Genomic DNA, 26347 nt, shown 5'->3' on the forward strand with positions numbered 1-26347 from the left:
ATATAATAGTAAGCATTTTATTTTACGGTCACGGATTTGGCCAAATTTCTAGGATAATCTGGATCAACTTGTTTCTGTAAAGCCAAATAGTATGACATCAGTTGTAATGGAATAATTTCAAGAATTGGATAAAGATAGCTATCAACTTCAGGTAATTCTACAAACTGATCATATACCTCATTTTTTTTATTTGAAATTCCAATTATATAGGCTCCGCGTGATTTTATTTCATTAGAACTTGAAATAACGTCTTGATAGGTTTCATCGGTAGGGTTTAATACAACTACCACAGACTCTTTGTCAATCAATGCCAGTGGTCCATGTTTTAACTCACCTGCAGCGATACCTTCTGCATGTATATAGGCCAACTCTTTAATTTTTAACGACCCCTCTAAGGCAATAGGATAATGAATGGACCTGCCCAAAATGTATATATCTTTAATATTTGTGTCCAATGATGAGACAAGCTTTTGAATAACATCATCTAAGTTCAATACTTTTCTTACCATCATTAGTAAATCCTTTTGATTAATTTCATCAAAAGGCATTTGACCCCGTGATAAGATATTGACGATTTTATATATTATCATCAACTGGCCCATGAAACTCTTGGTGGCAGCAACTCCTATTTCGGGGCCACAATTTAGGGTAAGAATTGAATCACTCATTCTTGCCAGAGACGAAGTAGGTACGTTCACTATTGAAAGGATTTTTGCACCATTTTCCTTAGCTTTTTTTACTGAATGTAATACATCAGCAGTTTCACCACTTTGGGAAATGGCTATTACAGCCGAATTGGCCTCCAAGGAGTCCGAAGAATATTGAAATTCGCTTGACATAATTACCTCGGTTTTTATCTTGGCAAATTTTGAAAGGAGTTGCTTTCCCAACAAACCAGAGTTGTAGCTAGTTCCGCTACCAGTAATATATACATTGGAAGAATTTTTCAAGAATTCACAAAAATTTTTAAAATTATTGAAATCTTGAAATGGTTTCAACAGAGTTAATGATTGTTCATGAATTTCTTTTATGGTGTGATGTGCATACTTTCCCTTTTCAGTAGACCCTAGTTCCCATGCAACCTGGGTTATAGGTCGGTTTACAATTCGTTCATTAATATCAAATATACGATAAGAATTATTATCAATGACTACAATATCACCATTATCTAAGAAAACAGATTTATCAGTGTATTTCAGAAAACCTAATACATCGCTAGACAGAAACAAAGCACTCTCAGAAATTCCTATTATCAAAGGTTCATCAAATCTTGCACCAGTAATAATACCGTTATCGAAAATAGCGACAAAGGCAAAAGAGCCTTTAAGAACCCGACAAGTTTTCATCATAGTTTCTTTTACATTAGAGGCAGATTCTTTGTAGTATTTTTCTAACAGGTGAGCAATGACCTCACTGTCAGTCTGACTTTTAAAAACATGACCATCTCTTGTTAGCTCCGATTTCAATTCTTGGTAATTTTCAATTATTCCGTTATGAACTACAGCAATATTGGATGAACATGAATAATGTGGATGAGCATTCTTATCGTTTACACCACCATGAGTTGCCCAACGGGTATGCCCTATTCCTATTTGTCCAGGAAGTTTATTGAGATTTATTTCTTTATCAACTTCTGCTACTTTTCCTACGCCCTTACTCACCAAAATATTTCCGTCATTTAGGGTTGCAATTCCTACGCTGTCGTAGCCTCTATACTCCATCTTTTTCAGGCTCTCAACTAGTAACGGAGCCGCGGAGACTAACTTCCCACTGTACCCAATAATTGAACACACAACTATTCTTAAAAAAAATTATTTAAAACCTTTATCAAAAATAAGATCTTTCCGTTATAAAAAAAAATATAATCAACAGAAATAATTTGTTCATCGCTGTTCATAATTATTTTTTTAATAAAACAAAAAATATATACCAGCAAAAAAAAAATTATAACATCATATATTATGGCGATTGAAAAAAAAATAATCTATGAAAAGGAAGGAAGACTCTATGAGAAAAAAATCATAGTGTTTGAAAAACAAAAAGAAATCCAAGTTTTATCAAATCCGATCGCCTGGAAGATACTGAGGCTGATTTCCGATAGACCCAGGTATACAGCTCAGATAGCTAAAGAATTAGAGATCTACGAACAAAGCGCTTATTACTATATTAGAAAATTAGTTTCAATTGGAGCAATTGGAGAATCAGGAACATATTTTGTAAAGGGCGGTACTGCAAAACTATACACAGCTACCAGCCCCGCTTTCGGTATTGAAATGGAATGGGGCGAAAAATTATCAATTGATTACAACCTAAATGATTGGAAAAAAACTATCGAATTCGTGGCTGCTAGAAAGTTTTTAAAGGAATTCATCGATGAAAATAACAAATTCGACGGCTTAGTCATCGTGGGATCGCCTAATCCTCACGGAATCTTTAAGACATCAGCAAGAGACGGGCATTATGCAATTCAATTGGCTTTTTTTTTAGGAAATATATGCAATTTGCCTCAAGGGTTTGTTGTAAAGTTAGACGAAGACGCAAAGGCTGAAAAAGAGCTAGAAGATAATAACTTGATCATAATCGGTGGTCCTGGAACAAACATAGTTTCTTCTGAATTTAACAGATATTTACCGATCAAGTTTAATGAAGAAAACTTTTGGTCAGGCCTCGTGGACAAACCTGGGAGAATTTACCATCAAGACAATTTGGGGATTATTGCAAAATTTAGAAATCCATTCAACCACAAAAAATCAATAATTTTGATCGCTGGGGTGAGATCAATTGGAACTAAATCTGCCGTAATTGCATTTACTAACTTTAGTAAAAAAACATTTTCAGATTATTCAGGAGCTGAGCAAGAATGGGAAGCTTTGGTTCAAGGCTATGACATGGATAGTGATGGCAAGATAGACTATGTCGATATAGAAAAAGTTGTAAGAACATGAGTCTCTAAAAATTTCAACTGTTTTTTATAGGCTCAGAAGTTTCAATCGTAGGAGTAAAATGCACAAGTATCTGAGGTTCTTCCTCTTTCCTTACCAAATAGCCTGGTAGATTTATTTTTCTATTTCCTAAGCTGACATGACCATGTACAACTAGCTGGCGAGCTTGATATGGTGATTTTAGATTAGATTTTTTCATAATGATCGTTTGTAATCGCCTCTCCAAAATATCCTCTATTTTTAAGTTCAAAACGTCATCCAGAGACGAACCGGTAGAAACAAGACCAAGCCTGGAAAGATAGTTTAATAGCTGTGTTTCCTTTTCGTGTCTGACATCAATCGATAAAGATAAAAGGGCACGTGCTTGATTCCTTATCCGGGCAATTTCTGTTTGTGCTTTCCATAACTCACGCTTATTTCTTAAACCATAAGAACCGACTACATATAACTCTGAACTTATTTGATCGCTTGTCCAAATGCTACGAGGTCGATTATAATTCTTTTTTGATTTTCTAGGATCTCCCATTCAAATCACCTCAATTTATTTAGATCCTGTTGTCCCAGCTGGTGCCTTTCCTGAAGCCTTCTTTACCCCCACTGCACTGGCCTTCCTGCCTGTAGTTCTGGTACACTGACCTCTAACTCTCAAACCAAACATATGTCTGTACCCTCTCCAACTCATTACAGACTTTTCTCTGTCAATATCATTTGATTTGGTAAAATCCAAATCTGATGTAATTAAATGAATATCGGCTCCTGAATCCATATCTTTTCTTCTATTAAGATACCAGCTCGGCACACCGATAGTTCCTATATTTCTGATAGAATTCTCAATATCAGAAAGTTCTTTATCAGTCAAAAATCCCACCCTTAAGTATGGATTAATGTTCAAAGACTGTAATATTACCTGAGACAAATTATAACCAACACCCTTAACTTCACTTAACGCAACTACTGACTTTTTGCTGCCTTCGATATCTTTCCCGGCAATTCTTAGAATATGTTTAAACTCTTCGACTGACAACTTGCTTATAAATGAGCATTCCATTTTCCTAAATAAAAACTATGCTAGCCGGGTCAAGACAAGAGTATAATTTTTCTGATAATAATTACAAGGACGACTCTTAACGGGATCCCTAAATTGTAAAATTTATATAAAAAGGATCGAATAAGTGTAATAATAGGACAGAATATAACGAAAACAGCAGAAATAAGTCTTATATCTATCTTCATACATTATATAGGTTAAAATGGTTGAAAACATCATCCAGAAAAGAAAGATAATTCAGCAATCGGATGAAAAAGAATGGGAAAGCTATCAAGCTGATGTAGAACTAGCTATAGAGAACCACTAAAAAATAGATTATTAATATTTGCATTATCAAAGAAAGAAAACAGATCCATGTGTTTTAAGTAATTAACATATTTGTCTAAATTATTCAAAAGGAAAATTTTAATAAGTCGCTAGTGATATATTTATTATAAAATGATATCTGACTGGTTGTCCCGGGTAGGAAGTGCTATTCCTAGAGGGTTCTCGCGCCATTATATCTTGGAGCTGTTAGCTGAACAACCAATGACGGGTAAGGAAATCATCGACAAAGCAATAGTTCAGACAGGTGGAAAATGGAAACCATCACCGGGCCTTATCTACCCATTGCTTGGAAGGTTACTGGAGGAAGGACTAATTGAAGAGCACGAAAATGGTAGATATAGGATAACTAAGAAAGGCATTTCGATAGCCTCAGATATCAAATCAGCGCATAACATAATGCAAAAACAACTGGAAGTAATGTTCAGAATTGGTAATATGGGAAAATTCATGACCATGGATTTGATTGACAGAATTTCAGCAATAGGATCCACACTTAGTTCAAATCTGGACAGGATGACAGAAGAAGAAAAGAATAAGTATAAAGACTTTTTAGTGAATGAATTAAAGAAGCTAAATAATCAGGAAAAAATTCAAGTTGATGATAGAAAAGTTGATGATAGAACCATTACTTGACTAAAATGAACAATGATTTGATTAAACAAGGGGCTTATTATCTGTTAAGGGGAGGTACTCTACTATCAGAGCCTTGTAAAAAATGTGGAAATCTTCAGATAAAGTATAAGGATGAAGTAATTTGTATCAATTGCCAACATTTAGAACAGGATAAAACTGAACAACTAGAAACCCTTCCTAATGATATCGAAACTAAAAAAGAGTTCAGCCACGTGAGGAGCGACGATAATAATAAAAGGACTCTGAATACTTTTGATGATATCCAAGAAGTGTTGAATCAAGTAGAACATCAGGTTCTTCAAACTTTGGTTGAACTCAACAGAGAACAAAATACCACGACCAGCCCAAAAAAATACAAAAGATATTTGAAAATTGTTCAAAATAGTTTGAAAACTATTGAAATGATTAAACGAATCAAACAGCTTTAGATATAATCGCCTGCCTTTTACAAAAGTCCAAAAAGATATAAATCTATATCTAAACATTTTTTTGACCTAGATTTGCTATGCTCAAGTTAGATAGAGTAAAAGGTCAACTCCTACAAAATGACAAGCACCATCTTGATCTTGAATTCATAAAACAAAGGCTGATAAAATTTTCTAAATATTTAGATTGATCACTCTATTTTGATCGCTAGATCCTTTAGGATATTACATGATTTTTGCAAAGGTTATCAATAATTTTAATATAAAAGAAAGAAGTATAATCGACAAAAATGATGAATATTTCGATCAAGATGCTCAAAGAAATAAAGTTAGACAATTTTATTTTTTTTGCCTCCCTGCCAGATATGGGTAAAGTTGGTGGGCTTGTATCAGAACATTTGATTAAAGAACTTCAAGTGGAAAGATTTGCAGAGATCGGAATCTTTGAAAAACCTTGGGTAAAAAATGAAAATGGGTTAGTCAAGCCTGTAATAGATACATACGACCTTTTCGTTAATTACGAAAATAAAGTTATAATCATGACAGGTAAAGAACAACCCCAAGATCCTACTAACCTCTTTAACTTGTGTTTAACCGCTTTTAACATAATAAAAAATATTGGTGTTCCAAGAATTATTTATACGTCGGGAGGATATCACCAGCCTCAATTAGCTCAAGCACCAAAGGTATACGCAGTCTCAACAGATAACGAGATGGTTATCAAGTTAAAAACCCTAGGAATTAATATCTTTGATAAAGAAATTGAAGTTATTACCTGGTTTAATGGAGTAGTTCTTGGAATTGCAAGCGAAATGAAGTTTAATGCGATAGGCCTTTTTGGGGAGATAGTGGAAACCAATGAAAAACAACCTTTAGCTGCAAAATCTGTTTTAAAAGTTTTTTCCATTCTAGAGAATATTGCAATTAATACCGATGGATTTGATTTGGAATATGAGAATCAAATGCTCGATAAAAACAAAAGAAATGATAACTATGGAGAAACATCAAAAAAGTCAGGGCCTGGAATAGGTTAAAATACATTATATCGATTACAGAAACAAGAACGGACTTTACACCGATCCTACAAAGGGAATGATCGAATTGTTTCTGATTAAAAAGGGGTTCAAATCATTGTAGGCAAAAAGCAAACTAAACCCCAAGTAGAAAAATATTTTCATTTCAAGTGATCGATGTTTCTTTAATATGAGAAAACAATAGAATCGCAATGAAAATCATGTTACTAGATCTGAAGATGATCCTTGCTAGAAAAGCATCGACTTAATCTAAAAGTTAATGATAATTGGTCAGATATGGTTATTTTGTACCGAAAATGAACTGGACTATTCACTAGTAAAATTATACACTTTTTAAAGAATCTAGTTTTATGATTTGATAGTACTCCATTTGTTGACGAAAATACCAAAATAGAATTTAATTACACTAATTTCAATACAAATTAAAATACCAAAGATATGATTAGTAATAATGACACTAATATCAACTACCAGAAAAATTAATTCATCGGGTGAATTGATATGGAGCATTATCTCGGATATTGATAAGGATCCCGATTTTTGGCACGGTATAAAAGCTGTGAAAAATATAAAAAGAGAAGGAAACACGACTGAGCGAGAAACTATTATTGCATTCAGAAATTCAAAATGTCTAGAATTGGTAACGTTAATACCTCCAAAACAAATAACAATAGTAATCAGAGAAGGACCAATAGTAGGAACAAAGATAATAAATGTAACAAAAATGGACACTGAAAAATGCCAAATCAGAGTGGACTGGGATATTCATATGAAAGGATTAATGAGTTTGTTCACATTCTTTATCAAAAAACATATTTTAAAGGGAACAGATGAAGCCCTAGAAAGGATTGCCAAAAAGGTCGAATGATAATATCTTATTGATTGGATTAAAGAATAAAAATATTACCACTACTAATTCTAGTATTCGCCGGATCAATTCTAAGCATTTATACCATCAGTGCAATGGTCATTTGAATTAAAATCCTTCATATTGTCAATTCATGGCTAATTTTTAATGAAATCAGGATACGACATGAAATAATGATTTAGCGCATTATGTTGCGGCCCTTAGTTTTTGTCATAACCTTTTCTTTTGCCAATTTAAAAAATTCAAAAGTAATCCTAAAATTCTTTAATTCCTGTTTTGTTATTTTACTATTTGTAGTATTAACATTAACTGCCTCGAACTTTCTATGTTTTCTTAGAAAGTCCCTTAGAGCCAAAATTGATGCATGATTAATCATGCCTTCAATTTGAGCCCCAGTAAAGCCATCAGTTAATTTCAATATTCTATCAATAGTCACGGTTTTTTCATCCAAAGGCTTTTTTTTAAGATGTATTTTAACTATTTGTCTTCTGGATTCGACTGTAGGAACAGGAATTTCTATAATCCTATCAAAGCGGCCAGGTCTCAAAAGTGCTTCATCTATCAAATCAATCCTATTGGTGGCACCAATGACAAATACACCATCTAAATTTTCGATTCCGTCCATCTCGGTTAGAATCTGACTCATCATTTTAGCAGTTGAATCTGTCCCCTCTTTCTCCGTTTTCCTTTGAATTGCAATAGAATCAAATTCATCAAAGAATACAATACAAGGGGCTATCTGTCTGGCTTTTCTGAAAACTTCCTGGATTGCCTTCTCAGATTCTCCGACCCATTTAGATAACAATTCGGCACCCTTTATACTGATAAAATTTGCGTTAGAATTTGAAGCGACAGCTTTTGCGATCAAAGTCTTTCCAGTTCCGGGGATTCCGTATAATAGTAATCCCTTTGGAGGTCGTATACCGGCTATTTCATATATTTCAGAGTGATTTAATAGCCAGTCGATCAAATCTGCTAACTCTTCTTTCAAAGAATCTAACCCACCTATTTCACTCCACTTGACATCAGGCTTTTGGATAGAGAACTCTCTAATTGCTGACGGAGTGACATCTTTCAGAGCATTATTAAAATCTGAATCAATGATCGTTATTTTATCGAGTAAATCTTGTGGTAAGGGTGTTTGATCAATATTAACTTGGGGGATCAACCGTCTTAGTGAGCGCATTGCGGCTTCTTTTGTTAAAACTTCCAAATCTGCACCTACAAATCCATGGGTTAGTCTTGATACCCGTTTTAGGTCAACATCCCGACCAAGGGGCATCCCCTTTGTATGAATATTTAATATATCCAATCTCCCATCATCATCAGGAATACCTATTTCAATTTCTCTATCAAACCTACCAGGTCTTCTAAGGGCTTGGTCTATAGCATTTGGTCTATTTGAAGCACCTATTACAATGATCTTACCTCTAGAATTTATCCCATCCATCAACGTTAAAAGCTGAGATACTATACGCCTTTCGACCTCGCCTGATACATCCTCGCGTTTTGGTGCGATAGAATCTAGTTCATCAATAAAAAGTATTGATGGAGATTTCTCTTTTGCTTGTTGAAAGGTCTCCCGCAGTCTTTTCTCACTCTCACCATAAAACTTGCTCATTATCTCAGGCCCACTTATGGAAAAGAAGGAAGCGTTTGTTTCATTTGCAACTGCTTTTGCAAGCAGCGTTTTCCCTGTGCCTGGTGGACCGTATAACAATACACCTTTGGGTGCATCGATTCCCAATTTTTCGAATAATTCTGGATGTCTAATTGGCAATTCAATCATTTCCCTTATTTTAAGAATCGAATCTCTAATTCCACCAATATCCTCATAATTAATTCTCTCAAAGGCATAGGAACTATTCTTCTTAAAAGTACCAATCGAGAATTTTGTGAAATTCGTTACTAGTAAAGGACTTGAATTTGGATTCATGAAATTTACCAAAAAAATGATCTTCTTCCCTACCAGATTAATAGGGATAGTATCCGATTTGGAGATCACCCGTCCATTTAACAAGTTCCCTAGGGAATTCTTGAACCCTGAATATTCTAGCTCTTCCAATGGGATTAACTGAACTTCCTTAGCCTCATTGACAATTTTAACAGGGCTAACCATAATATGATCATCAATTCCAGATTCCAGAACACCTCTGGTATAACCATCAACTCGAATTATCTTCCTGCCGTAATCGGAATTTAACCCTTCAGACAGTTTGACATATGTAAAACCTTTCTTTCCCCTTAATTTCAATACATCACCGACATTTAGTTGGAGCTCACCAAGTATTTTCGGATCCACTAGGGCCAAGCCTTTGCCCACAAATTTGATTTCAGTTTCTGCTATTTTTAAAGGAATCTCATCGGTACTCTTCGTAGCAATTTACCCCGCAGATAGACAGATAGAATTTTCGACAAGATAAACAATCAAAATAACCATGTCACAAACCTATTACATTATGAAATAATTTGTACATTATATAAATTATTTGAAAATATAGTAAAGTTTATCTTATTCTGGAACTATTTATTACATGTATGTATGTCCGAGACATCTCGGTCCCACAGGCTGTAAAAGAGATTATCTTGTCAAATGATTTATACTTAAAAGCAGTGAAATCCGGAATTGCTAATTACACAGCAATAGCCAACAAGATACAATCCGATGTAGAATCAGTTACTGGAACACGAGTTAACATAGGCACAATTGTAGTGGCTATTAAGAGGTTCGCGGACTTGATAAATAAATCAAGATATTTGGAAAACCAAAGATCAGAAGATAAGACAATTGGAAACCATTTAAATGGAAACGAATTTCAAGAGCAAAAATCACATATATCTTCACAAGACGCTAGGATGAAACTCACTGGAAGCATCATCGATATTGACCTTGGTAATCAAGACTCGTTCAAGAATGTAAATGACTTGTTAGATGAATTTACGCAAGAAACCCTGATGGATTACAATTTGATACGAACTACCGAAAAAATAAGGATAGTAACTGAAGATATGTTTAGTTCAAGAAAAATAATTACATCCTTAACAGAAAAATGCAATGGCAAGATAACTGAAGGGTTATCAAGAATTACAATAACCCTATTCTCCGATAATATAACGGGAATAAGACAATTGTTATTTAATATATTTGATGTTTTGAACAATTATAAAATTACTCTAAATAACGTTTTTTTTGGTAGTAATGAAATAGTTCTGATATTAGAAAGGGAGCAAGCAATACGCGCCTATGATTTACTACAAAAGAAAATTTTTGGAAATTAGATAGTCAATAAATATTATATCCGTTGCAGGCACGATCAGATATCCCTGATTCTTTATTTATATTCTTAAAGACAAATAAACCCGACGAATACAAGGTAAAGCCATGTCAAAGGGTTTGAAAGTGAAAACAGGTGTATGGGATTTGTCAGAACTCTTGAAGGATCCTATTAAAAATGAGTTCGACAAATCACTGAGCGATATCAACGCTAAAGTAGCAAACTTTGAGGAGAAAAAATCATCTTTAGGACATGATATTACTACAACTGATTTTATGAAATTAATCAAAGAATCCGAAGAAATTGCAGAATCTTTAAGTTATGTTGCTGGGTATGCTCATTTGAAGTATGCTGAAGATACATCTTCGAATGATATAGGCGCATTAGTTACAAAAGTAAATATTTTTTCCTCAGAAATATCTAACAAACTTCTATTCTTTGATTTATGGTTCAAGAAAGCGTTAGACAAGGAAAATGCCGATCGTTTAATAAAAGGATCTCCAGATGTTTACAAAGATTATTTACTTCATGAACGTTCCATGTCAAAATATACTCTGAATGAATCAGAAGAGAAGATAATAAACATACTTGATGTTACGGGGATGAGCGCGTTAATCAAGATTTATGATAGGATGACAAATGGTTTTGAGTTTGAGTATATCGAAGAAAGAGGAACTAGAAAGATAAGAAAAACTATTACTAACAAGGAAAAGCTGGTCTCTTTGGTGAGAAGTTCCAGATCTTCTGAAAGAGTTGCTGCCTATAGATCGTTGTTGTCAATGTATAAGAAAAATAGCGGAGTCTTGGGCGAGATTTATATCAACCGGATTTTAAACTGGAATAATGAATACGTCTTACTTCGAGGCTTTTCGACACCTATTTCTGTAAGAAACCTATCAAATAATATTAGCGATGAGACAATCAGGGCGCTTCTTAATGTATGCAGATCTAACTCTAAAGTCTTCCACCAGTATTTCAGGGAAAAGGCAAAAATATTGAAGGTTAAGAAACTAGAGAGATATCATCTTTATGCTCCTTTGAAAACGCAAAATCAGAAGAAAATTACTTTCGGAGAGGCTCTTAAGATGGTCTTGGATGCTTTTGATGATTTTCATCCAGAGTTTAAGACTATAGTACAAGATTTGGTTACTAAAAAACATATCCACTCAAAACTTCAGGACAATAAACAAGGGGGAGCTTTCTGTTCAACAATAAGTCCTAATGTCGACCCTTTTGTACTCTTGAATTTTGACGGCACTTTAAGGGACATTTCAACTATGGCACATGAATTTGGGCATGCAATTCACAGTGTTCTTGCAGCGGATAAGCCAATTAGCGTACAGCACCCTTCATTACCACTAGCAGAAACTGCATCAGTATTTGGGGAGATGATACTTAACGATCGGCTTTTGGATCAGGTTAAGAAAAAAGATAGGAAAATAATGCTAGCAGAACAAATAGATGACTTTTATGCGACGATTATGAGACAAGCATATTTTACAATTTTTGAAATTTCAGCTCATGAAACGATCGGGAAAAACAGTGCTACAAATATAGACGAATTATCAGAAATTTACATAGATAATTTAAAAGAGCAATTTGGAAATTCAATTAAGATATCTGATGATTTTAAATACGAATGGTTGTACATTCCTCATTTTTATCATTCACCTTTCTATTGTTACGCATATTCATTTGGAAATTTGTTAGTAATGTCGTTATATCAACAATTCAAGAACGAGGGTAAAGGATTCATACCCAAATACATTAGGATTTTGTCATCTGGAGGCTCGAAAAAACCAGAAGATTTACTATTAGATGAAGGTATTGACATTTCTAAAGAAGATTTCTGGCAGAGAGGGTTTAATCTTGTTAACGATAAAATAAATGAGCTAAACAAAATTAAATAATATCCCTGTTCATTCTTTTATTTTATTTCATAATACAGCATGATTACCTAATTGTGCAAATATGATCAATTTTATCTTCACTAGTATATTGTAATTAAATAACCGCTCAAATCAATTTTAAATGATATCATGGAAATATAGACATAATATGATTACAAGTAAGACAGATAATTAGTTTGGTTTACCATGCATGAGATAATCATCATTCTCAAAGAGAAGAACATATTCGGTAGCAAAGTGAAAATGCCAAAACTAGATCAGTAAGTGTTCATGACTAGGCAGCCAAAGAGTGTCAAAGTAAGAGAAAAAGAGAAATGATACTATTTTGGAATGACTGAAGTCTTTGAGCCAACATTTTCCTTTGCCAACCACTTTTTCTAATTATTTCCTAGAATTGGATGCGGAATAACATATATGGACAGACAAGTATGGGCTCAAAACTTGGAGTACCTGTGTAACAATAATAAAATAGAGAAGTTTGTAAAAATGTCGCGTATCCGGCCAGAAAATTACACTTATTCAAACCCTGGAACAGTTTTGTTAGGGATGATGTATGAAGCCAGGGGGATTATTTCCCTTTGAAGATCCCCATCATCATCAGTGTCAGGAATTGTAGGGTATTCAGTCTTGTTATTGGCGTAAATTACCATGGTGATTATTCTATCATTTATTTTTAAATCATCAGGAAATTTAAATGAGACATTTAGGCTTTCATTGCGAATATCCCAATTTTCTGCTTCAATTATATGATAAGATTCGGGTTGAACATATTGTTCATAAAATTCTAATGGTTTACTTACGATTAGTCCTAAATTACCCATGCTATAGTTTAATTTATTTTTGTTCGCCTCGTACTCCCCATGGTTAGGTGGGTTGTCAAAATAGAATGAAATATGACTTAATTGCAGGTTTTTTTTCGGATCAAGCAATTTTGCTTCGAATAAAAACTCATTGTCTCCATTTGAGAGATTGTAATTCAGATAATTGTTTTCAAAATTCTGAACAAGAACAAAATAATATTCATTAAATGCTATCCCGATACTTACATTTGTATGAAGTTTATCCAAAATATTGTTTTTATGACCATTGTGACAGCACAAAAAATCATTGAAGATCATAGAATTTTCTAGCTTATCAATTGCATCAAAAGGATCTAGCGGCTCACAATATAATCTGAAATCACTGGTACAAAAAGAATGAGCGGTTATTCCTTTCATGACATCATCGGTATTAATATAGCTTATTTGACCTATGTTTTGTTGTACGTAACCAGTACCATTATGTAAAGAATATAACATATAGGGTTTTAACCCATTCTTGCTCCAATGAGATAAAAGCTCTGATTGTAGTATTTCAGCTGCATGATATTGAGCAGCCTTATTATCACTTAGAGAAACAGGGCTGAGTCCAACACTCAATCGATCTGCATTTATCTTGGATAATGCATAGTCCTGCAATATTTTCAAACTCGAAGTTCCATTTATGGAAAAAGCTTGATCAAAGTCGGTAGTATAGGCCAAGTGAATGAGAATCATCAAAATGTTAGACAGTACAACAATAAGGAGCATTTCAAATAGTTAGCAACAGGAGTCCTGCTGCTTTCCCATAATGATGCGACAGCCAGTCCGTATATGAAAAACCCCTACAATCATTTTGATAATCCCATTTTGTCATTCTGGTTGTCAAAACGATTTCGACCCACCATTTGAAACAAGAATGCAGAAGTTATTAAAATTAAAGATACAACAACAGCTGAGAGAATCTGAGATCCAGGGATCCCCAATAATAATCCTAGTAATGAGGATACTGCAAAGATAATTACAATGATCGGTATCCATTTTTTAAGTAATATCTTTTTATCAAAATTAATCATACAACATACAAAGGAGTTACATAACAAATTAAGGGTTACGGGTAACAAGAGGTGATAGCATTATACTTATAATAAATAACAGAATTTAATCAATAAGTTCGATTATCCCTTGAGTTAGCATGATCCTACGCAATTCTTTAGCTAAATCAGTGACAGTAATGATCCCTATTACTTTTCCATTGGCTATAACAGGCAATCGCCTTATTCGATTATTGATCATTCGTTGAACCGCAACATCCACAGGAGTATCTGGTGCTGCATAGGTCTGGATCTTGGACATTAATTCAGATATCTTCACTTCTGATGACACTCTATCATTAGCACAAACTCTTTTAACAAAATCTCGCTCCGTAATGATTCCGAGAAGTTCATCATTATCCTGAACTATCAGAGAGCTAATCCTTTTTTCTTTCATCAGCAAAGCGGCATCTAATGCGGATTTATCAGAATTAATTGTAACAACATGACTAGACATGATTTCACTTACCACTTCTTGCATAACAGTTTCTTAACCATTAAATAAAAAAAGATTTCTCTTAGTGATCGCATGTCAACCCTTGGTATAAATTTTTGAACAAGGATATAGCTAGTGGTTGATGATATAGATTTCACAAAAGATTTAAAAATAATTGTGTTAAATTAAATACATAGAAATGGAAAGTAAGAACTTTTTCACTACAATTTTGAATAAAATCCGTCTCATAAGAGCATCAAGAAAGCATAAGGTAACAGCATAACTTATGCAAAATCTAATGTTTTGACAAAAATTGTATTATAATTTTTTCTGAAAAATAAAATATTGTTTAAATAAGCTACGAGCTTTAAATTCTTACTAGTAGTTTTCAACCAAGACTATTACGATAAAATTACAATTTATGATGGAATTATGGGGGAAAAAAAGGTTAAATTACTTGCCACGGTCTTGTAGCAAATGTTACTCCAAGCCCAGCAGCAATTATTATGCTCTGATATATTATGTTGTTCCACGGAATTGGTTTAAGTATTGGTTCACCAACTACCTGAACAGTTTGACCTGGACCCAAACCTGGACCTACGTTTGCGAGATTGAGTTGGGTGTGAACGTGATAAATCCCTGGTTCTAATGCCTTTGCTTCAATTTGGTATGGAACGGTTTCTTGTGGTTGAATTTCAAGGATGTTTCCTGGTGGGTCTCGACTAATGAATTCCCATCTATTTCCAGCATTAGTAGATTCACTGAAAAGTGATATCCAACCTCTCATTGGTCTATTTACCAAACTTTGAAGCTCGCCTGTAACTACCAATGTGTCACCAGTGTTTAGAGATTGCGCTGAAAAAGCTTCATCGTTGATTCTAACGAATCTACTTTGAAGCTGAGCTTGAACTCCGTGACCATCAGCCATTGGAAGTAGTGCAATAATACTAGCTAATATGGATGCTCCTGCGATAAAGGTTACAATTAGAAACACCATAGCGGGTTTGTTGCCGCTCTTATTATTCATCTAGGGATTCAACTTCTTACATAGATAAAAAGTTTGCTGTATCATCTGTTCGTTAAACATCAATTTTTTACAACAATAATCAAACATTGTCGAAATTCTATAACATACAAAGGCTTATCACCGAATTCGTATTAGAAGATGAAAAATTATGTAAATGAAAGATCCATCTTAGTGAATGGATACTAAAAGAATCATAAAAAAGATTGATTTCCAAATACAAATATAGAATATCATGAACATAGGTTTTGTGAATCATGCCATGAACCCCCTTAATGGCTTTTAGGACCTGATTTAATGGTAATAAATGACTGAAGGAAGAACAATATTTGGATATTTCATTTAAAGTAGTTTTATCTTTATTATGATACTGTCAACCATTGTTTAGGATTTTGTCTGGGTATAGTAAGCTAGTTAATTTTTGAGACTTTGCAAAATTTATGTTTGAAAAAGCATAATAAATGGAAAGTATATGGTTTTACAATCTATTTGATTGAATCGATCTGAGTTTTATTGTGTTCAAGGTTATAACAAAGAGAATCGATTTCTTCATCCTAGACATGGATCTTTTCACTCGAATCAATTAGTGTGAATAATCTAACATAATCATATTCCCCTGGTAAATTTAACTACAAGTTCTCGAGCAAATTCCATTCCAACTAAGGTATAAGTATTAATACGATGATCTGATTAAAATAGGTTATTGAATCAAGGAACTGATTTCCAGTTAAATGAAAGCGAAGATACAGTTTTGTGTGATCTTTGTGGAAATGTTCTTGAGGCTTGCATGTGCGTATGCCCCTACTGTGGAAGAGGAGATAAATGCGAGTGTTGTCTTCATGACTCGATGACTGGCGGTTGAGTGAGATTCCCAATCATGATTGATTGAAACTATAATAAGAACAGGCGCTGATATTAATGTAATTAATGGTTATTTCTAGAGAGTCCATTTCTTGGGTTATAGGTGGGCCTCAAGGAAGTGGAGTAGATTCCGCGTCCCACATATTTTTAAAATCGATAGCGATGTCGGGTTTAAATGTATTTGGTAAGAGAGAGTACCACTCGAATATAAAAGGAGAACATAGCTACTTCTCTGTGAGATTTTCAAATCAAATTGTAAGGTCTCCTGTTGATGATATTGACATTCTTGTAACTTTTGATGCCGAAACAATAGTAAGACACTCCCCATTCTTATTAGAAGGCGGAATATTGATTTATGATCCAGATGTTGTAGGAAAGAAAATTGAGGATATCCATACCCTAGACAAATCATCCGAAAAGAGAATATCACATATCTTAAAGAGCAAGAGCAAAGAATATAGTCTTGCAGGAATAGTAGAGGAGCTCAAAGAGAGGAAAGTCATACTGGTAAAATTACCATATACTAAATTAATAAACAAGTTTTCGGAGTCGATTCAAGATCATTCCCTAAGCAAATTAGCAAGAATTACCAACGTAATGTCACTTGCAGCTTCACTGGCAGTTTTAGATTTTGATATTCCCCTTATGGAACAAGGGATACTAGATACATTTGCTAACAAACCAAAGATAGCAGAACTCAACGTGAAAGCGGCAAATTTCACTTATTCTTATGTTAAGGAGAACTTCGGTGCGATACCAGAAAAATTTTCATTTGTATCAAAAATTCAGGACGACGCGAATAGTAATTCCATTATTGCACAAGGGAATCAAACTTCACCTCTAGGAAAAATGGTGGCCGGCTGTAGATTTCAAACATACTATCCTATTACGCCAGCTACCGATGACAGTGAATATCTAGAATCAAACCAGATTCTAGATCAAAACGATAATAATAATGGATCAGTAGTAGTAATTCAAACGGAAGATGAAATAGCCGCTATAACTATGGCTATCGGAGCGGCTTTAACCGGTGTACGAGCCTGTACTACTACTTCAGGTCCTGGATTTTCTTTGATGGCAGAAGCATTAGGATGGGCAGGAATAAATGAAGTTCCTTTATTGGTTAGTTTGTATCAGCGAGCAGGACCGTCGACTGGACTACCCACAAGACAAGAACAAGGAGATCTATTATTCGCAATTAGTGCAGGACATGGTGAATTTCCAAGGATCGTATATTCCTCTGGAGATATCGAAGAAAGCTTTTACGATACAATTAGAGTATTCAATTACGCAGATATTTTCCAGACACCAGTTATCCACATGTTAGACAAGTATCTTTCTAATAGCATCATAACATGTAGCCCATTTGAATATAAAAATCTGAAGATTGAAAGGGGGAAAATATTAGAGGGTAATTCAATAGAGACTAAGCAACAAGGCTTTTCAGATCACTTTAAAAGATTCGAATTGAGCGATGATCCGATTACCATGCGCGTACCGTTAGGCACAGAAAATGGTATATTCTGGAATACAGGCGATGAACATGACGAAATGGGTCATATAACCGAAGACCCAGAGACTAGGATTAGCATGATGGAAAAGAGATTGTCTAAATTAGAATTAATACAGAATAGAATACCTAAAGAAGAACAAATTACGATCGAATTTGAAAATAATAAAAGTAGTAATGTGAAAAGATTAATGGTAATAGTTAGTTGGGGATCTACGAAAGGAGCAATTCTAGATTCATTAGAAAAAATAACTGAATCAGATGATACAACTCAATTCTTGTACCTTCAAATCAAATTATTAAATCCTTTTCCAGGAAAACTTTTGGAAGACATGATAAATAATAAAATGGAAAAATTTAAAACTCTTGACAATGCATCCTCCAACATTGAAACAATTATAACAATTATTGAGATGAACTATTTGTCGCAGTTAGACATTCTAATAAAACAAAATACAAACTTGCATTCGGATCATAATATACTAAAATATAATGGTAGGCCAATGTCTCATACGGAAATTTACAATTCTTTAATAAACATAATGAATAACCAATCTGAACGGAGAGTTGTATTAAAAGATGGAGTATAAATTAGCCGATTTTAAGACACCGGTTCATAATGACTGGTGTGCAGGTTGTGGAGACTTTGGTATACTTAATGCAATACAAATGTCTCTTTATGAATTAGAAATACCTCCACATCAAGCTGCAATTTTTTCTGGAATTGGATGTTCTGGAAAAACCCCACATTTTATCAATACATTTGGAATACACACCTTACATGGCAGAGTATTACCCTTCGCTCAAGGAGCCAAACTGGCCAACCCGAATTTGAAAATTCTGGCTGTAGGTGGTGATGGAGATGGATTAGGAATAGGTTCCGGACATTTTGTAAATTCAGGAAGACGAAACATCGATATCACATATATCATTTACAATAACGGAGTTTACGGATTAACCAAGGGTCAAGCATCTCCCACGCTAAAATTAGGAATGAAGACAAAATCTTTACCTCAGCCCAATGTGAATGATAGTATTAATCCTATAGCATTGGCTTGTATCAGTGGTTTCACCTATATAGCAAGAGGATATTCGTATGACATAAAACATCTAAAGGAGGTAATTAAGAAGGGAATAGAGCATGGTGGTTTATCCTTTATTGACGTATTACAGCCTTGTCCTACATACAATGATATAAACACAAAGGAATGGTATCAAAGTTTTACTTTAGATGAGAATAATCCTTCAATAAGAATTCCCAAGATATACAAGCTAGAGGAAGAAGGGTATAACGGGGTAGTGGATAATGATGATGAGTCATGTGGCAAGATAATCAAAGCGATAGAAAAATCAAAAGAATGGGAAAATAGAATTCCTGTTGGGGTATTTTATGAAAATAAGAATATACCCACATATGAAGAAAGATTACAAAGCAGAATTGACAATTACAAGGAATATCCACCAGCACTGCAAACAATAAAAGATGAAAACGGGAATCCTAATATCAATATAGATAAATTGATTGATGAGCTTAAAACAAAATAACTTTTTACCTAATTCGAGCTTATCTTCAAAAATTTATATTATACTATTTGAGTAAAGTTTGCTTCTGGTGAAAGGATCATTCTGTCCTCGATGCAATAATCTGGAAAAACTGGGTATTCATCAAAGATAGAAATATTTTTCCAAATGAATAGTAGTCAACCGCTGTGAAATTCATTACGACTTAAATCTACCAGCGGTTGAGATAACCTCTGGTTATTTGACACCATTATAGGTAATCCTCTTCGACTTCACGATATGTAATCAAAAACCTGAAATAATTGTTTGATTTTTATTTCAATTTGAATACTGGTTTTGTGATGTGAAATATGTCAATACTTTTGTACTTTGTTAGTAATTTTTTGTCATATTTGACTATTATGTAAATTTCTGTCACTAGTCAGTGTTTTTATAATTTTCTTCACGGATTCTAACATTCTAGAGATTAAGACAAACTAATTAATGGTTCAATGTTTTTTTGCTCCTTGCAATCATATTTCAGGACCATGGATACTAATGTTATATAAATAGAATTCATTATTTACAGATATACTTTTGGTTAATTATGACGGTACTGGTATCTCTTGGTGTCGCTTTTGATTAATTGGTCGAGAAAGGGGATGGACTCCACACTTAACATATCAATGAACCCTTAAAAGGAAGTTTGTTTTTCGTCCCTTCAGGTGTTTGGACGAATGTATGCTAATCCATGGATGCTCTAATAGAGTCCTAAGTTATGAGGTGTCGGGTCCAAGATACCCGTCTTCTTTCATTATAATGAAATTCTGGTTTGTACGTGCTTCTAGAATATTAAAAATGATGATCTGTTCTTTCATTTTTTTATGATTACAAGCAATTATCTTTTAATTGCAAGTTCCTTTGTGATAGATCCAAAATTATTAGCCAAAGAATAATATTCCAACATCCACTCTTAGGAATGAGAATATAACTCTGGATACCCTTCATGGAAAACAAAATTTGGTCAATTTAAAGGTAGACTTTATCAAACTCTATCAATACCCTAACAAAATCAATACATTGATAATCCCCACAAATTCGGCTTAAAGTTTTGAGATTTTTAATTTTTATGTAAATAGTCTTAATTTCTTAATTAAACTCTATGATTTGTAAAATAAAAAAAGGGATCTAGTCCCACTTACTCCATGCAGCCATCCATCTATAAGTCCAAGTGTTGAGTTTTGCACCCAAAGCTGCTATAGGTACACAAAGTACCGCTCCAGCTCCTGCTCCCAACGCGACAGGACTGTTATAGAACTTTCCTACCTGTGGTTCAATTGGAGTCATGTATGGTGGTAATGTGGGTCTAGGATATTTGAATGCCATTTCTAATGGGTCAGCAACCAGCAACAAGTTGATCATATTAAACAGTGGGAGTGACATTCCTACCAATACACCACCAATTAATATTGCCGCGTGTTTGTTTCTTCTTGTTGCCCAGTACGCCAAATCCAATAACATAGCAGAGGGTATCCAAACAGGAACCGCGACAAAATCGTACGGGTATCCCAATGCGAACCATGCTCCTTTGGCAACCCATGTATAAATTGTCATAATAGTTGCATAATACGTAGCCGTGCCAGGGACACCGGTAAACAACATATAGTATATAGCTCCTACCACAAGCATTGTGGATTGAGAAATCGAGAATACGACGAATGATGTCCATGCCCAGTCAGTATAGAAGATGTAATCTCCTGCGTTGATTGTAAGCAACGTACTATTTACTGCAACAACAACTATGAACAAATAGTGAGTTGTACGTCTTAACCAGACCATTATTATGCTGTTCTTATAGGTAGTATATAAGATTTTGTGTATATTTTTTCAAAAATCTACAATTACTATATCAAATAATTTGATAATGACTAATTCAAACCTATTAAAAACGTCTAAAATTTTTGAACTTAAAAAGATAAAATGGAGGATATTACATCCTTACTGGTTTTTCACCAGCTATTTTCAGCATCCAAATCATCCCCAAAACTTCAATAACGGTCAAAACAGATAGAGCATATATGCCACTTGGTAACGGATATGCCCATGGATACACAGTAACACCAACATAGACACCACCAGCTGTAGCCACCCAACATAATATAAAGCCTAAAACAATAATACCTCTCATATTTTCGACTCTACGGCCGATCATACGCTCGATTTCGTCTCTGCTTGCTCCTGAAGAACCACTACTGCCACCACCACTATTACTACTACCACTACTACTACTACCAGATCCAGTTTGTGCACTAGGTTTATACCCTTTTGGTAAAGTCATTATTTGTAATAAAGACGGTTCCTTTTTAAATTTTGCTATTGAATTTGACGAACTAAGACTAGTAATTTGCAATTATGATTTTCTGCATAATTTAGATTAGTCATAAAAGTCTTATTTGATAGTAGAGGATAAGACGGCGAAAATCAAAATTTTTTTAAGCTGAAATGTTTATCATTATTGAAAAAATATACCTATATATCGTTTTATTTAATAAAAAAATGTGGCTATTTCATTAATACCCGCTAATAGAGAAATGAAGGGTCAAAAGGTCTCAACAGAAGGAGACAACAAAGTTGTAAGAGGGAGTATTCTAGTAAAAAGAGGCTTTGCCCACATGCAAAAACACGGAGTTATTATGGATGTAACAAATGTTGAACAAGCTCAAATAGCAGAAGATGCTGGCGCGGTGGCTGTGATGGTTTTAGATAAATTACCTTATGATGTTAGGAAGGCTGGAGGGGTAGCAAGAACAGCTGGAGTAAAAACGATTGAAGAGATAATGAATGCCGTTTCAATACCTATTATGGCAAAGTGTAGAATTGGTCATTACTCCGAAGCCAAAATGCTCGAAACTTGTGGAGTGGACATGATTGATGAGAGTGAAGTATTAACTCCTGCAGACGAAGAAAATCACATTTGGAAGTGGGAGTTTACCACACCTTTTGTAAATGGTGCAAAGAATTTGGGAGAGGCATTACGAAGAATAGAAGAAGGTGCCTCGATGATACGAACAAAAGGTGAACCTGGAACTGGAAATGTTGCTGAAGCGGTAAATCATATTAGAAAATTGAATAAGGAAATAAGGATACTAAGAGCGGCCTATTTGGATAACGATTATCAAGAAATAATAAAACTCTCACGGGATTACAGGGTCTCAATGGAGATAGCATTGGAAGTAGGCAGGTTGGGGAGGCTTCCCATAGTAAACTTTGCAGCTGGTGGTATTACTACTCCCGCTGATGCCTCTTTCCTGATGAAATTAGGTTGTGATGGTGTTTTTGTCGGTTCGGGGATATTCAAATCAGATGATCCCTCGTCAAGGGCAAAAGCAGTAGTATTGGCCACTACATTTTTTGATAATGAAAAAGAGGTTTTGGACGCTCAAAAGATGGTAGATGAAAAAAAATCACTTATCGGATTAGACACGAAAAATTTAGATCTTAGAATGCAGGAGAGAGGACCTTCGGTTTGAACGCTATCCTAAAAGTGGGTATTCTAAGCATTCAAGGTGATATTGAAGAAAATTCAAACGCAATTAAAGAATCATTTGAGGAACTTGAAATTGAAGGTACTGTAATCTATATGAAAAATTTCCATGATTTAGACAAAATTGATGGTCTAATTATTCCAGGAGGCGAAAGCACTGTTATAGGTATGCTATTATTCTTGCAAGGGGGTCAACTAGAGTTGATCAGAAAAAAGATCCAAGAGGGCCTACCAATTTTAGGAACATGTGCGGGACTCATCATGCTATCAAATAAAGCATATGATAAAACTATAGGCGAAACAAAACAGGCATTACTAAAGGTTCTGGACGTTACGATAGAACGTAACGCCTTTGGACGCCAGCATGAATCCTTTGAGTCGGAATTAGATATACCTTATCTGGGTGAAAGAAGATTCAATGGAGTTTTTATAAGAGGTCCGGCAATCACTGAGATCGGTAATAACGTAGAAATTATTGCAGAATATGATAAAAGGATAGTAGCCGTTAGACAAAATAACATCTTGGGAACATCGTTTCATCCTGAACTTGCCAACGATAACAGGTTCCATATCAATTTAGTAAAGTTAATGGCAGAATACAATAGATCCAAAAAAAGAAAATGACAAATGTACCACATACATTACAGTACAAGGGTCCCGGTTTAGGATCTGAATTAAGTCATCAAATTAGTAGTCAGATCAAATGGACAAACAAAACAATCTATATCGTTAATTTATTTTCGTAACCTCACCTTTAATGATGCCAAAGTTTCATCTCAAAGGTTTTGTTTCAAATACAAGAACACAGTACCAGCCAAGAAATTTGCCTTATCTTTTCATAGTCTGCGAATTGATTAATAAATTTAAACAAATCCCTTAATTTCAATAAGCCAAAACAAATTTGGTAGACAGAACCGAGCCTAGATTTTGGAATAAAGATAATCAAGAAAGGTGCGGGGGGTGGGATTTGAACCCACGGACCCCTAAGAGACGGGATCCCTTATATAGATCTTAAGTCCCGCGTCTCCAAAATATTATTATTTATTTGGCCAGGCTCTACAACCCCCGCCCAACTAAAGTTAATTTTGAAACACTAATATATATATCATGAATTGTGAAAGTATTTTAATTGGCAGGAATACCGCTGAAATTTGATTTGATAGGGTTTAGCTCATTAAAATGTTTTAGCAATTTGTTTACTTTCCAAAATCAAGCCAAAGTCAAATTATCCTATAAGTATACATTCTAAAAATTAAATACCAGAAAAGAATAAGAAAATGCCGCTGAAAGATGATAAATTATTTATTTGCTTAGTACTAGAATAAAAAAGCAAAATCCGTTTCCAGGTATATTTAGTATTCTTCAAATATCCATATTTCATGACTGGTTCCAATATAAATAGTTCTAGAAACTCAACCAAATCATAGATAAGAACCCTAAAGGAAAGTTTTTTACCCAAAAAACCTAATCAGATGGGGATATATTGCATGAACCGATATCTATTCAGAGAGGCATATTTCAAAAAAAGATAATGATTATAAATTAAGAATGAGATCGGATTTTGAATTAAGTTTTTTAGTAAATTCAAAATTAGGTGGGTAGACTATACACCTCACAATTCCAATCCTGGATCTTGTTTCCAAAGGTGCACTCTATATCTACTTCAAAATTATCAATATCCATAGCAGAGTTTATTGCCTCAGACAGTTGTTGTTGGATCGTAGCGCTGATGGTTTCTTGGTTAACAAAAGGGTATGGTAGAGCAGGCAATACATTTGTAGCATTTGTGGTTGGATTAGAAGAATTATTTTGCTGCATTATATAACCTGCAGTAGGGGAAGAAAGAAAGTCATTAATAATTGTCGAGTTAATAATGTTCTCCGAGTTATTCAACAGGTTACTACTTCCACTAATTATATACGAGGTATCAAAAAATGGTTTTATGTATGCGGTTTCATTTACGATTTGATAAGAATTAGTGGATGATTTTGATATCTGCACTGAGGATTGAATATTTTCCTCAGAGTTTTGGGCATTTGAGGTAGGGACACCCATACTAATTAAAAGTAATACCAACGCACCACCCAAACAATGAGCAAACGTTAGACTTTGTTTTGGAAAAGAGTTAATCTTATTCAAATTATCAATAAATATTTAAATGGCAATATAAACATTTTCGGTTTTTTGATTCATTGATTACCAATACAAGGAAGAGGCAGGATGTAAATCAAATCCCAGATATCCCTCTTCAAGAATATCAACAAGGTTCAAGACTTTATAAAAATTAGTTAGGCCTTGCCGCTTGATTAGTTAAATTATAGAAAATGTTCGATCATGAGGAAGGTTTCAGACTGATAGTCGTCAAAGGCACAATCTTACTAATATCTATTTGAAATCTATTTATGATTAATACTTTAACAAGGATAGGAATGGCATAACCCAAGTATCTCGACCAATCATCAACAATCCAATCAAATTTCTCGACAATACTCTAAAAGGTTTCAATATTGCATCATTTAAGACCGTAATCAACTACTATATTTGAAATATGCCACTTTCTCCAGTTCCATCGAATTTAGAGGGGTTGTTATTTCATGGATCCATAAAAACATTGGATTAATAGTAAGTGGGATCTTGAAAAGATGGAATTTAGCTTAAAACCATCATTGGATAATATGGAAAATGTAAATACAGTTTCCCTAGAATCTGTTCAATAACTTCATATCTACTAGTACCAAGTTAACCAAATTGATAAGTTTTCTATTACAGACTTTTGACGCAAAGGAAATAAACAGATTCGAGATCACGGGCACGATATTGCATGTAATTATTCAAATTGGCGAATCAAAAATCAACATACCAAATTCCTGTCAAAAATTCCCTATCAAAAAATGAAACCGATTCGCAATTTTCTAAATCTGTATTGAAACAGCTTTAACTAAACTACCAAAAAACGCCAAGAACCGGAAATACGTCCAGAAGAGAAATGACTGATGAATTTTGCAATGATGTGGTTACAAGAATGTAGTAAGTGTTCTAGATATTGTTTGTAACCACGAGTATAGTTACTCATAAAAAGGACTTCAATGGTGGAATCAAAAAGACTAGAAGAGGGACAA

21 protein-coding genes, 1 tRNA gene and 1 pseudogene are annotated in these 26347 nt (G+C 34.2%); 12 read left to right on the top strand and 11 right to left on the bottom strand.

Going from position 1 to position 26347, the window contains the following annotated elements; all coding sequences use genetic code 11:
- Positions 1 to 17: 17 nt before the first annotated feature.
- A complete protein-coding gene (glmS, locus tag AAGU22_RS10285) occupies positions 18 to 1793 on the bottom strand; it encodes a glutamine--fructose-6-phosphate transaminase (isomerizing) (RefSeq protein WP_458719021.1) in 1776 nt (591 codons plus the stop codon).
- 168 nt (positions 1794 to 1961) lie between these two features.
- Between glmS and AAGU22_RS10290 the strand changes: the two genes are divergently transcribed.
- Entirely contained in the window at positions 1962 to 2945 is a 984-nt protein-coding gene (locus tag AAGU22_RS10290) for a hypothetical protein (RefSeq protein ID WP_458719022.1), read from the top strand.
- A 13-nt stretch (positions 2946 to 2958) separates the two neighbouring features.
- On the opposite strand, the gene AAGU22_RS10295 is transcribed toward AAGU22_RS10290, so the two are convergent.
- Complete coding sequence (locus AAGU22_RS10295; RefSeq protein ID WP_458719023.1) at positions 2959 to 3468, bottom strand: 30S ribosomal protein S4; 510 nt, start codon at positions 3466 to 3468, stop codon at positions 2959 to 2961.
- 15 nt (positions 3469 to 3483) lie between these two features.
- Positions 3484 to 3966: a 30S ribosomal protein S13 gene (locus tag AAGU22_RS10300; protein WP_458719024.1), complete on the bottom strand. Its 483-nt coding sequence runs from the start codon at positions 3964 to 3966 to the stop codon at positions 3484 to 3486.
- 462 nt (positions 3967 to 4428) lie between these two features.
- Here AAGU22_RS10300 and AAGU22_RS10305 point away from each other — a divergent pair, with 462 nt between their 5' ends.
- The 4 genes from AAGU22_RS10305 to AAGU22_RS10320 all read left to right on the top strand — a co-directional run bounded on the left by AAGU22_RS10305 (position 4429) and on the right by AAGU22_RS10320 (position 7277).
- Entirely contained in the window at positions 4429 to 4950 is a 522-nt protein-coding gene (locus AAGU22_RS10305; RefSeq protein WP_196816516.1) for a PadR family transcriptional regulator, read from the top strand.
- A gap of 5 nt (positions 4951 to 4955) precedes the next feature.
- Positions 4956 to 5378, top strand: a complete 423-nt coding sequence (locus AAGU22_RS10310; RefSeq protein WP_458721776.1) for an Sjogren's syndrome/scleroderma autoantigen 1 family protein — start codon at positions 4956 to 4958, stop codon at positions 5376 to 5378.
- 287 nt (positions 5379 to 5665) lie between these two features.
- Positions 5666 to 6409 carry a PAC2 family protein gene (locus AAGU22_RS10315; RefSeq protein ID WP_458719025.1) on the top strand — a complete coding sequence of 248 codons (744 nt, stop codon included), beginning with the start codon at positions 5666 to 5668 and terminating at the stop codon, positions 6407 to 6409.
- Positions 6410 to 6860: 451 nt separating this feature from the next.
- Positions 6861 to 7277: a type II toxin-antitoxin system RatA family toxin gene (locus AAGU22_RS10320; RefSeq protein ID WP_458719026.1), complete on the top strand. Its 417-nt coding sequence runs from the start codon at positions 6861 to 6863 to the stop codon at positions 7275 to 7277.
- Between the two features lie 178 nt (positions 7278 to 7455).
- Here AAGU22_RS10320 and AAGU22_RS10325 read toward each other — a convergent pair whose 3' ends face one another.
- Positions 7456 to 9636 (bottom strand): CDC48 family AAA ATPase, encoded by a 2181-nt coding sequence (locus AAGU22_RS10325; protein ID WP_458721777.1) that lies wholly within the window; start codon positions 9634 to 9636, stop codon positions 7456 to 7458.
- Positions 9637 to 9863: 227 nt separating this feature from the next.
- Here AAGU22_RS10325 and AAGU22_RS10330 point away from each other — a divergent pair, with 227 nt between their 5' ends.
- Positions 9864 to 10556 (top strand): hypothetical protein, encoded by a 693-nt coding sequence (locus tag AAGU22_RS10330; protein WP_458719027.1) that lies wholly within the window; start codon positions 9864 to 9866, stop codon positions 10554 to 10556.
- A 103-nt stretch (positions 10557 to 10659) separates the two neighbouring features.
- Positions 10660 to 12462, top strand: a complete 1803-nt coding sequence (locus AAGU22_RS10335) for a M3 family oligoendopeptidase (protein WP_458719028.1) — start codon at positions 10660 to 10662, stop codon at positions 12460 to 12462.
- A 515-nt stretch (positions 12463 to 12977) separates the two neighbouring features.
- Here the strand turns inward: AAGU22_RS10335 and AAGU22_RS10340 are convergent.
- From AAGU22_RS10340 to AAGU22_RS10350, 3 genes are all read right to left on the bottom strand, one after another.
- Positions 12978 to 13997: a CAP domain-containing protein gene (locus AAGU22_RS10340; RefSeq protein ID WP_458719029.1), complete on the bottom strand. Its 1020-nt coding sequence runs from the start codon at positions 13995 to 13997 to the stop codon at positions 12978 to 12980.
- Positions 13998 to 14420: 423 nt separating this feature from the next.
- A complete protein-coding gene (locus AAGU22_RS10345) occupies positions 14421 to 14834 on the bottom strand; it encodes a CBS domain-containing protein (protein WP_458719030.1) in 414 nt (137 codons plus the stop codon).
- Positions 14835 to 15237: 403 nt separating this feature from the next.
- The gene (locus AAGU22_RS10350) at positions 15238 to 15816 is read right to left on the bottom strand and encodes a methane monooxygenase/ammonia monooxygenase subunit B (protein ID WP_458719031.1); all 579 of its coding nucleotides are present in this window, start codon (positions 15814 to 15816) and stop codon (positions 15238 to 15240) included.
- A 700-nt stretch (positions 15817 to 16516) separates the two neighbouring features.
- Here AAGU22_RS10350 and AAGU22_RS10355 point away from each other — a divergent pair.
- The 3 genes from AAGU22_RS10355 (at position 16517) to AAGU22_RS10365 (ending at position 19729) form a co-directional block, all read left to right on the top strand.
- Positions 16517 to 16675, top strand: coding sequence for a hypothetical protein (locus AAGU22_RS10355; RefSeq protein WP_458719032.1), 159 nt, complete (start codon positions 16517 to 16519; stop codon positions 16673 to 16675).
- A 65-nt stretch (positions 16676 to 16740) separates the two neighbouring features.
- Positions 16741 to 18774: a 2-oxoacid:acceptor oxidoreductase subunit alpha gene (locus tag AAGU22_RS10360; RefSeq protein WP_458719033.1), complete on the top strand. Its 2034-nt coding sequence runs from the start codon at positions 16741 to 16743 to the stop codon at positions 18772 to 18774.
- A complete protein-coding gene (locus AAGU22_RS10365) occupies positions 18764 to 19729 on the top strand; it encodes a 2-oxoacid:ferredoxin oxidoreductase subunit beta (protein ID WP_458719034.1) in 966 nt (321 codons plus the stop codon). Before AAGU22_RS10360 ends, AAGU22_RS10365 begins: the two co-directional genes overlap by 11 nt.
- 1143 nt (positions 19730 to 20872) lie before the next feature.
- On the opposite strand, the gene AAGU22_RS10370 is transcribed toward AAGU22_RS10365, so the two are convergent.
- A complete protein-coding gene (locus AAGU22_RS10370; protein ID WP_458719035.1) occupies positions 20873 to 21523 on the bottom strand; it encodes an ammonia monooxygenase family protein in 651 nt (216 codons plus the stop codon).
- Between the two features lie 151 nt (positions 21524 to 21674).
- Positions 21675 to 22022 (bottom strand): hypothetical protein, encoded by a 348-nt coding sequence (locus AAGU22_RS10375; protein ID WP_458719036.1) that lies wholly within the window; start codon positions 22020 to 22022, stop codon positions 21675 to 21677.
- 310 nt (positions 22023 to 22332) lie between these two features.
- On the opposite strand from AAGU22_RS10375, the pseudogene pdxS reads away from it, so the two are divergent.
- Both pdxS and pdxT read left to right on the top strand, forming a co-directional pair.
- Positions 22333 to 23214, top strand: a pseudogene (pdxS, locus tag AAGU22_RS10380) (pyridoxal 5'-phosphate synthase lyase subunit PdxS); the annotation flags it as partial.
- Positions 23211 to 23852 (top strand): pyridoxal 5'-phosphate synthase glutaminase subunit PdxT, encoded by a 642-nt coding sequence (gene pdxT / locus AAGU22_RS10385; RefSeq protein WP_458719037.1) that lies wholly within the window; start codon positions 23211 to 23213, stop codon positions 23850 to 23852. The pseudogene pdxS and the gene pdxT, both read left to right, overlap by 4 nt.
- A 328-nt stretch (positions 23853 to 24180) precedes the next feature.
- On the opposite strand, the gene AAGU22_RS10390 is transcribed toward pdxT, so the two are convergent.
- Positions 24181 to 24297, bottom strand: a tRNA-Leu gene (locus AAGU22_RS10390).
- Between the two features lie 521 nt (positions 24298 to 24818).
- Positions 24819 to 25367, bottom strand: a complete 549-nt coding sequence (locus AAGU22_RS10395; RefSeq protein ID WP_458719038.1) for a hypothetical protein — start codon at positions 25365 to 25367, stop codon at positions 24819 to 24821.
- Positions 25368 to 26347 lie beyond the last annotated feature (980 nt).

This window comes from Candidatus Nitrosocosmicus sp. R (assembly GCF_054408505.1).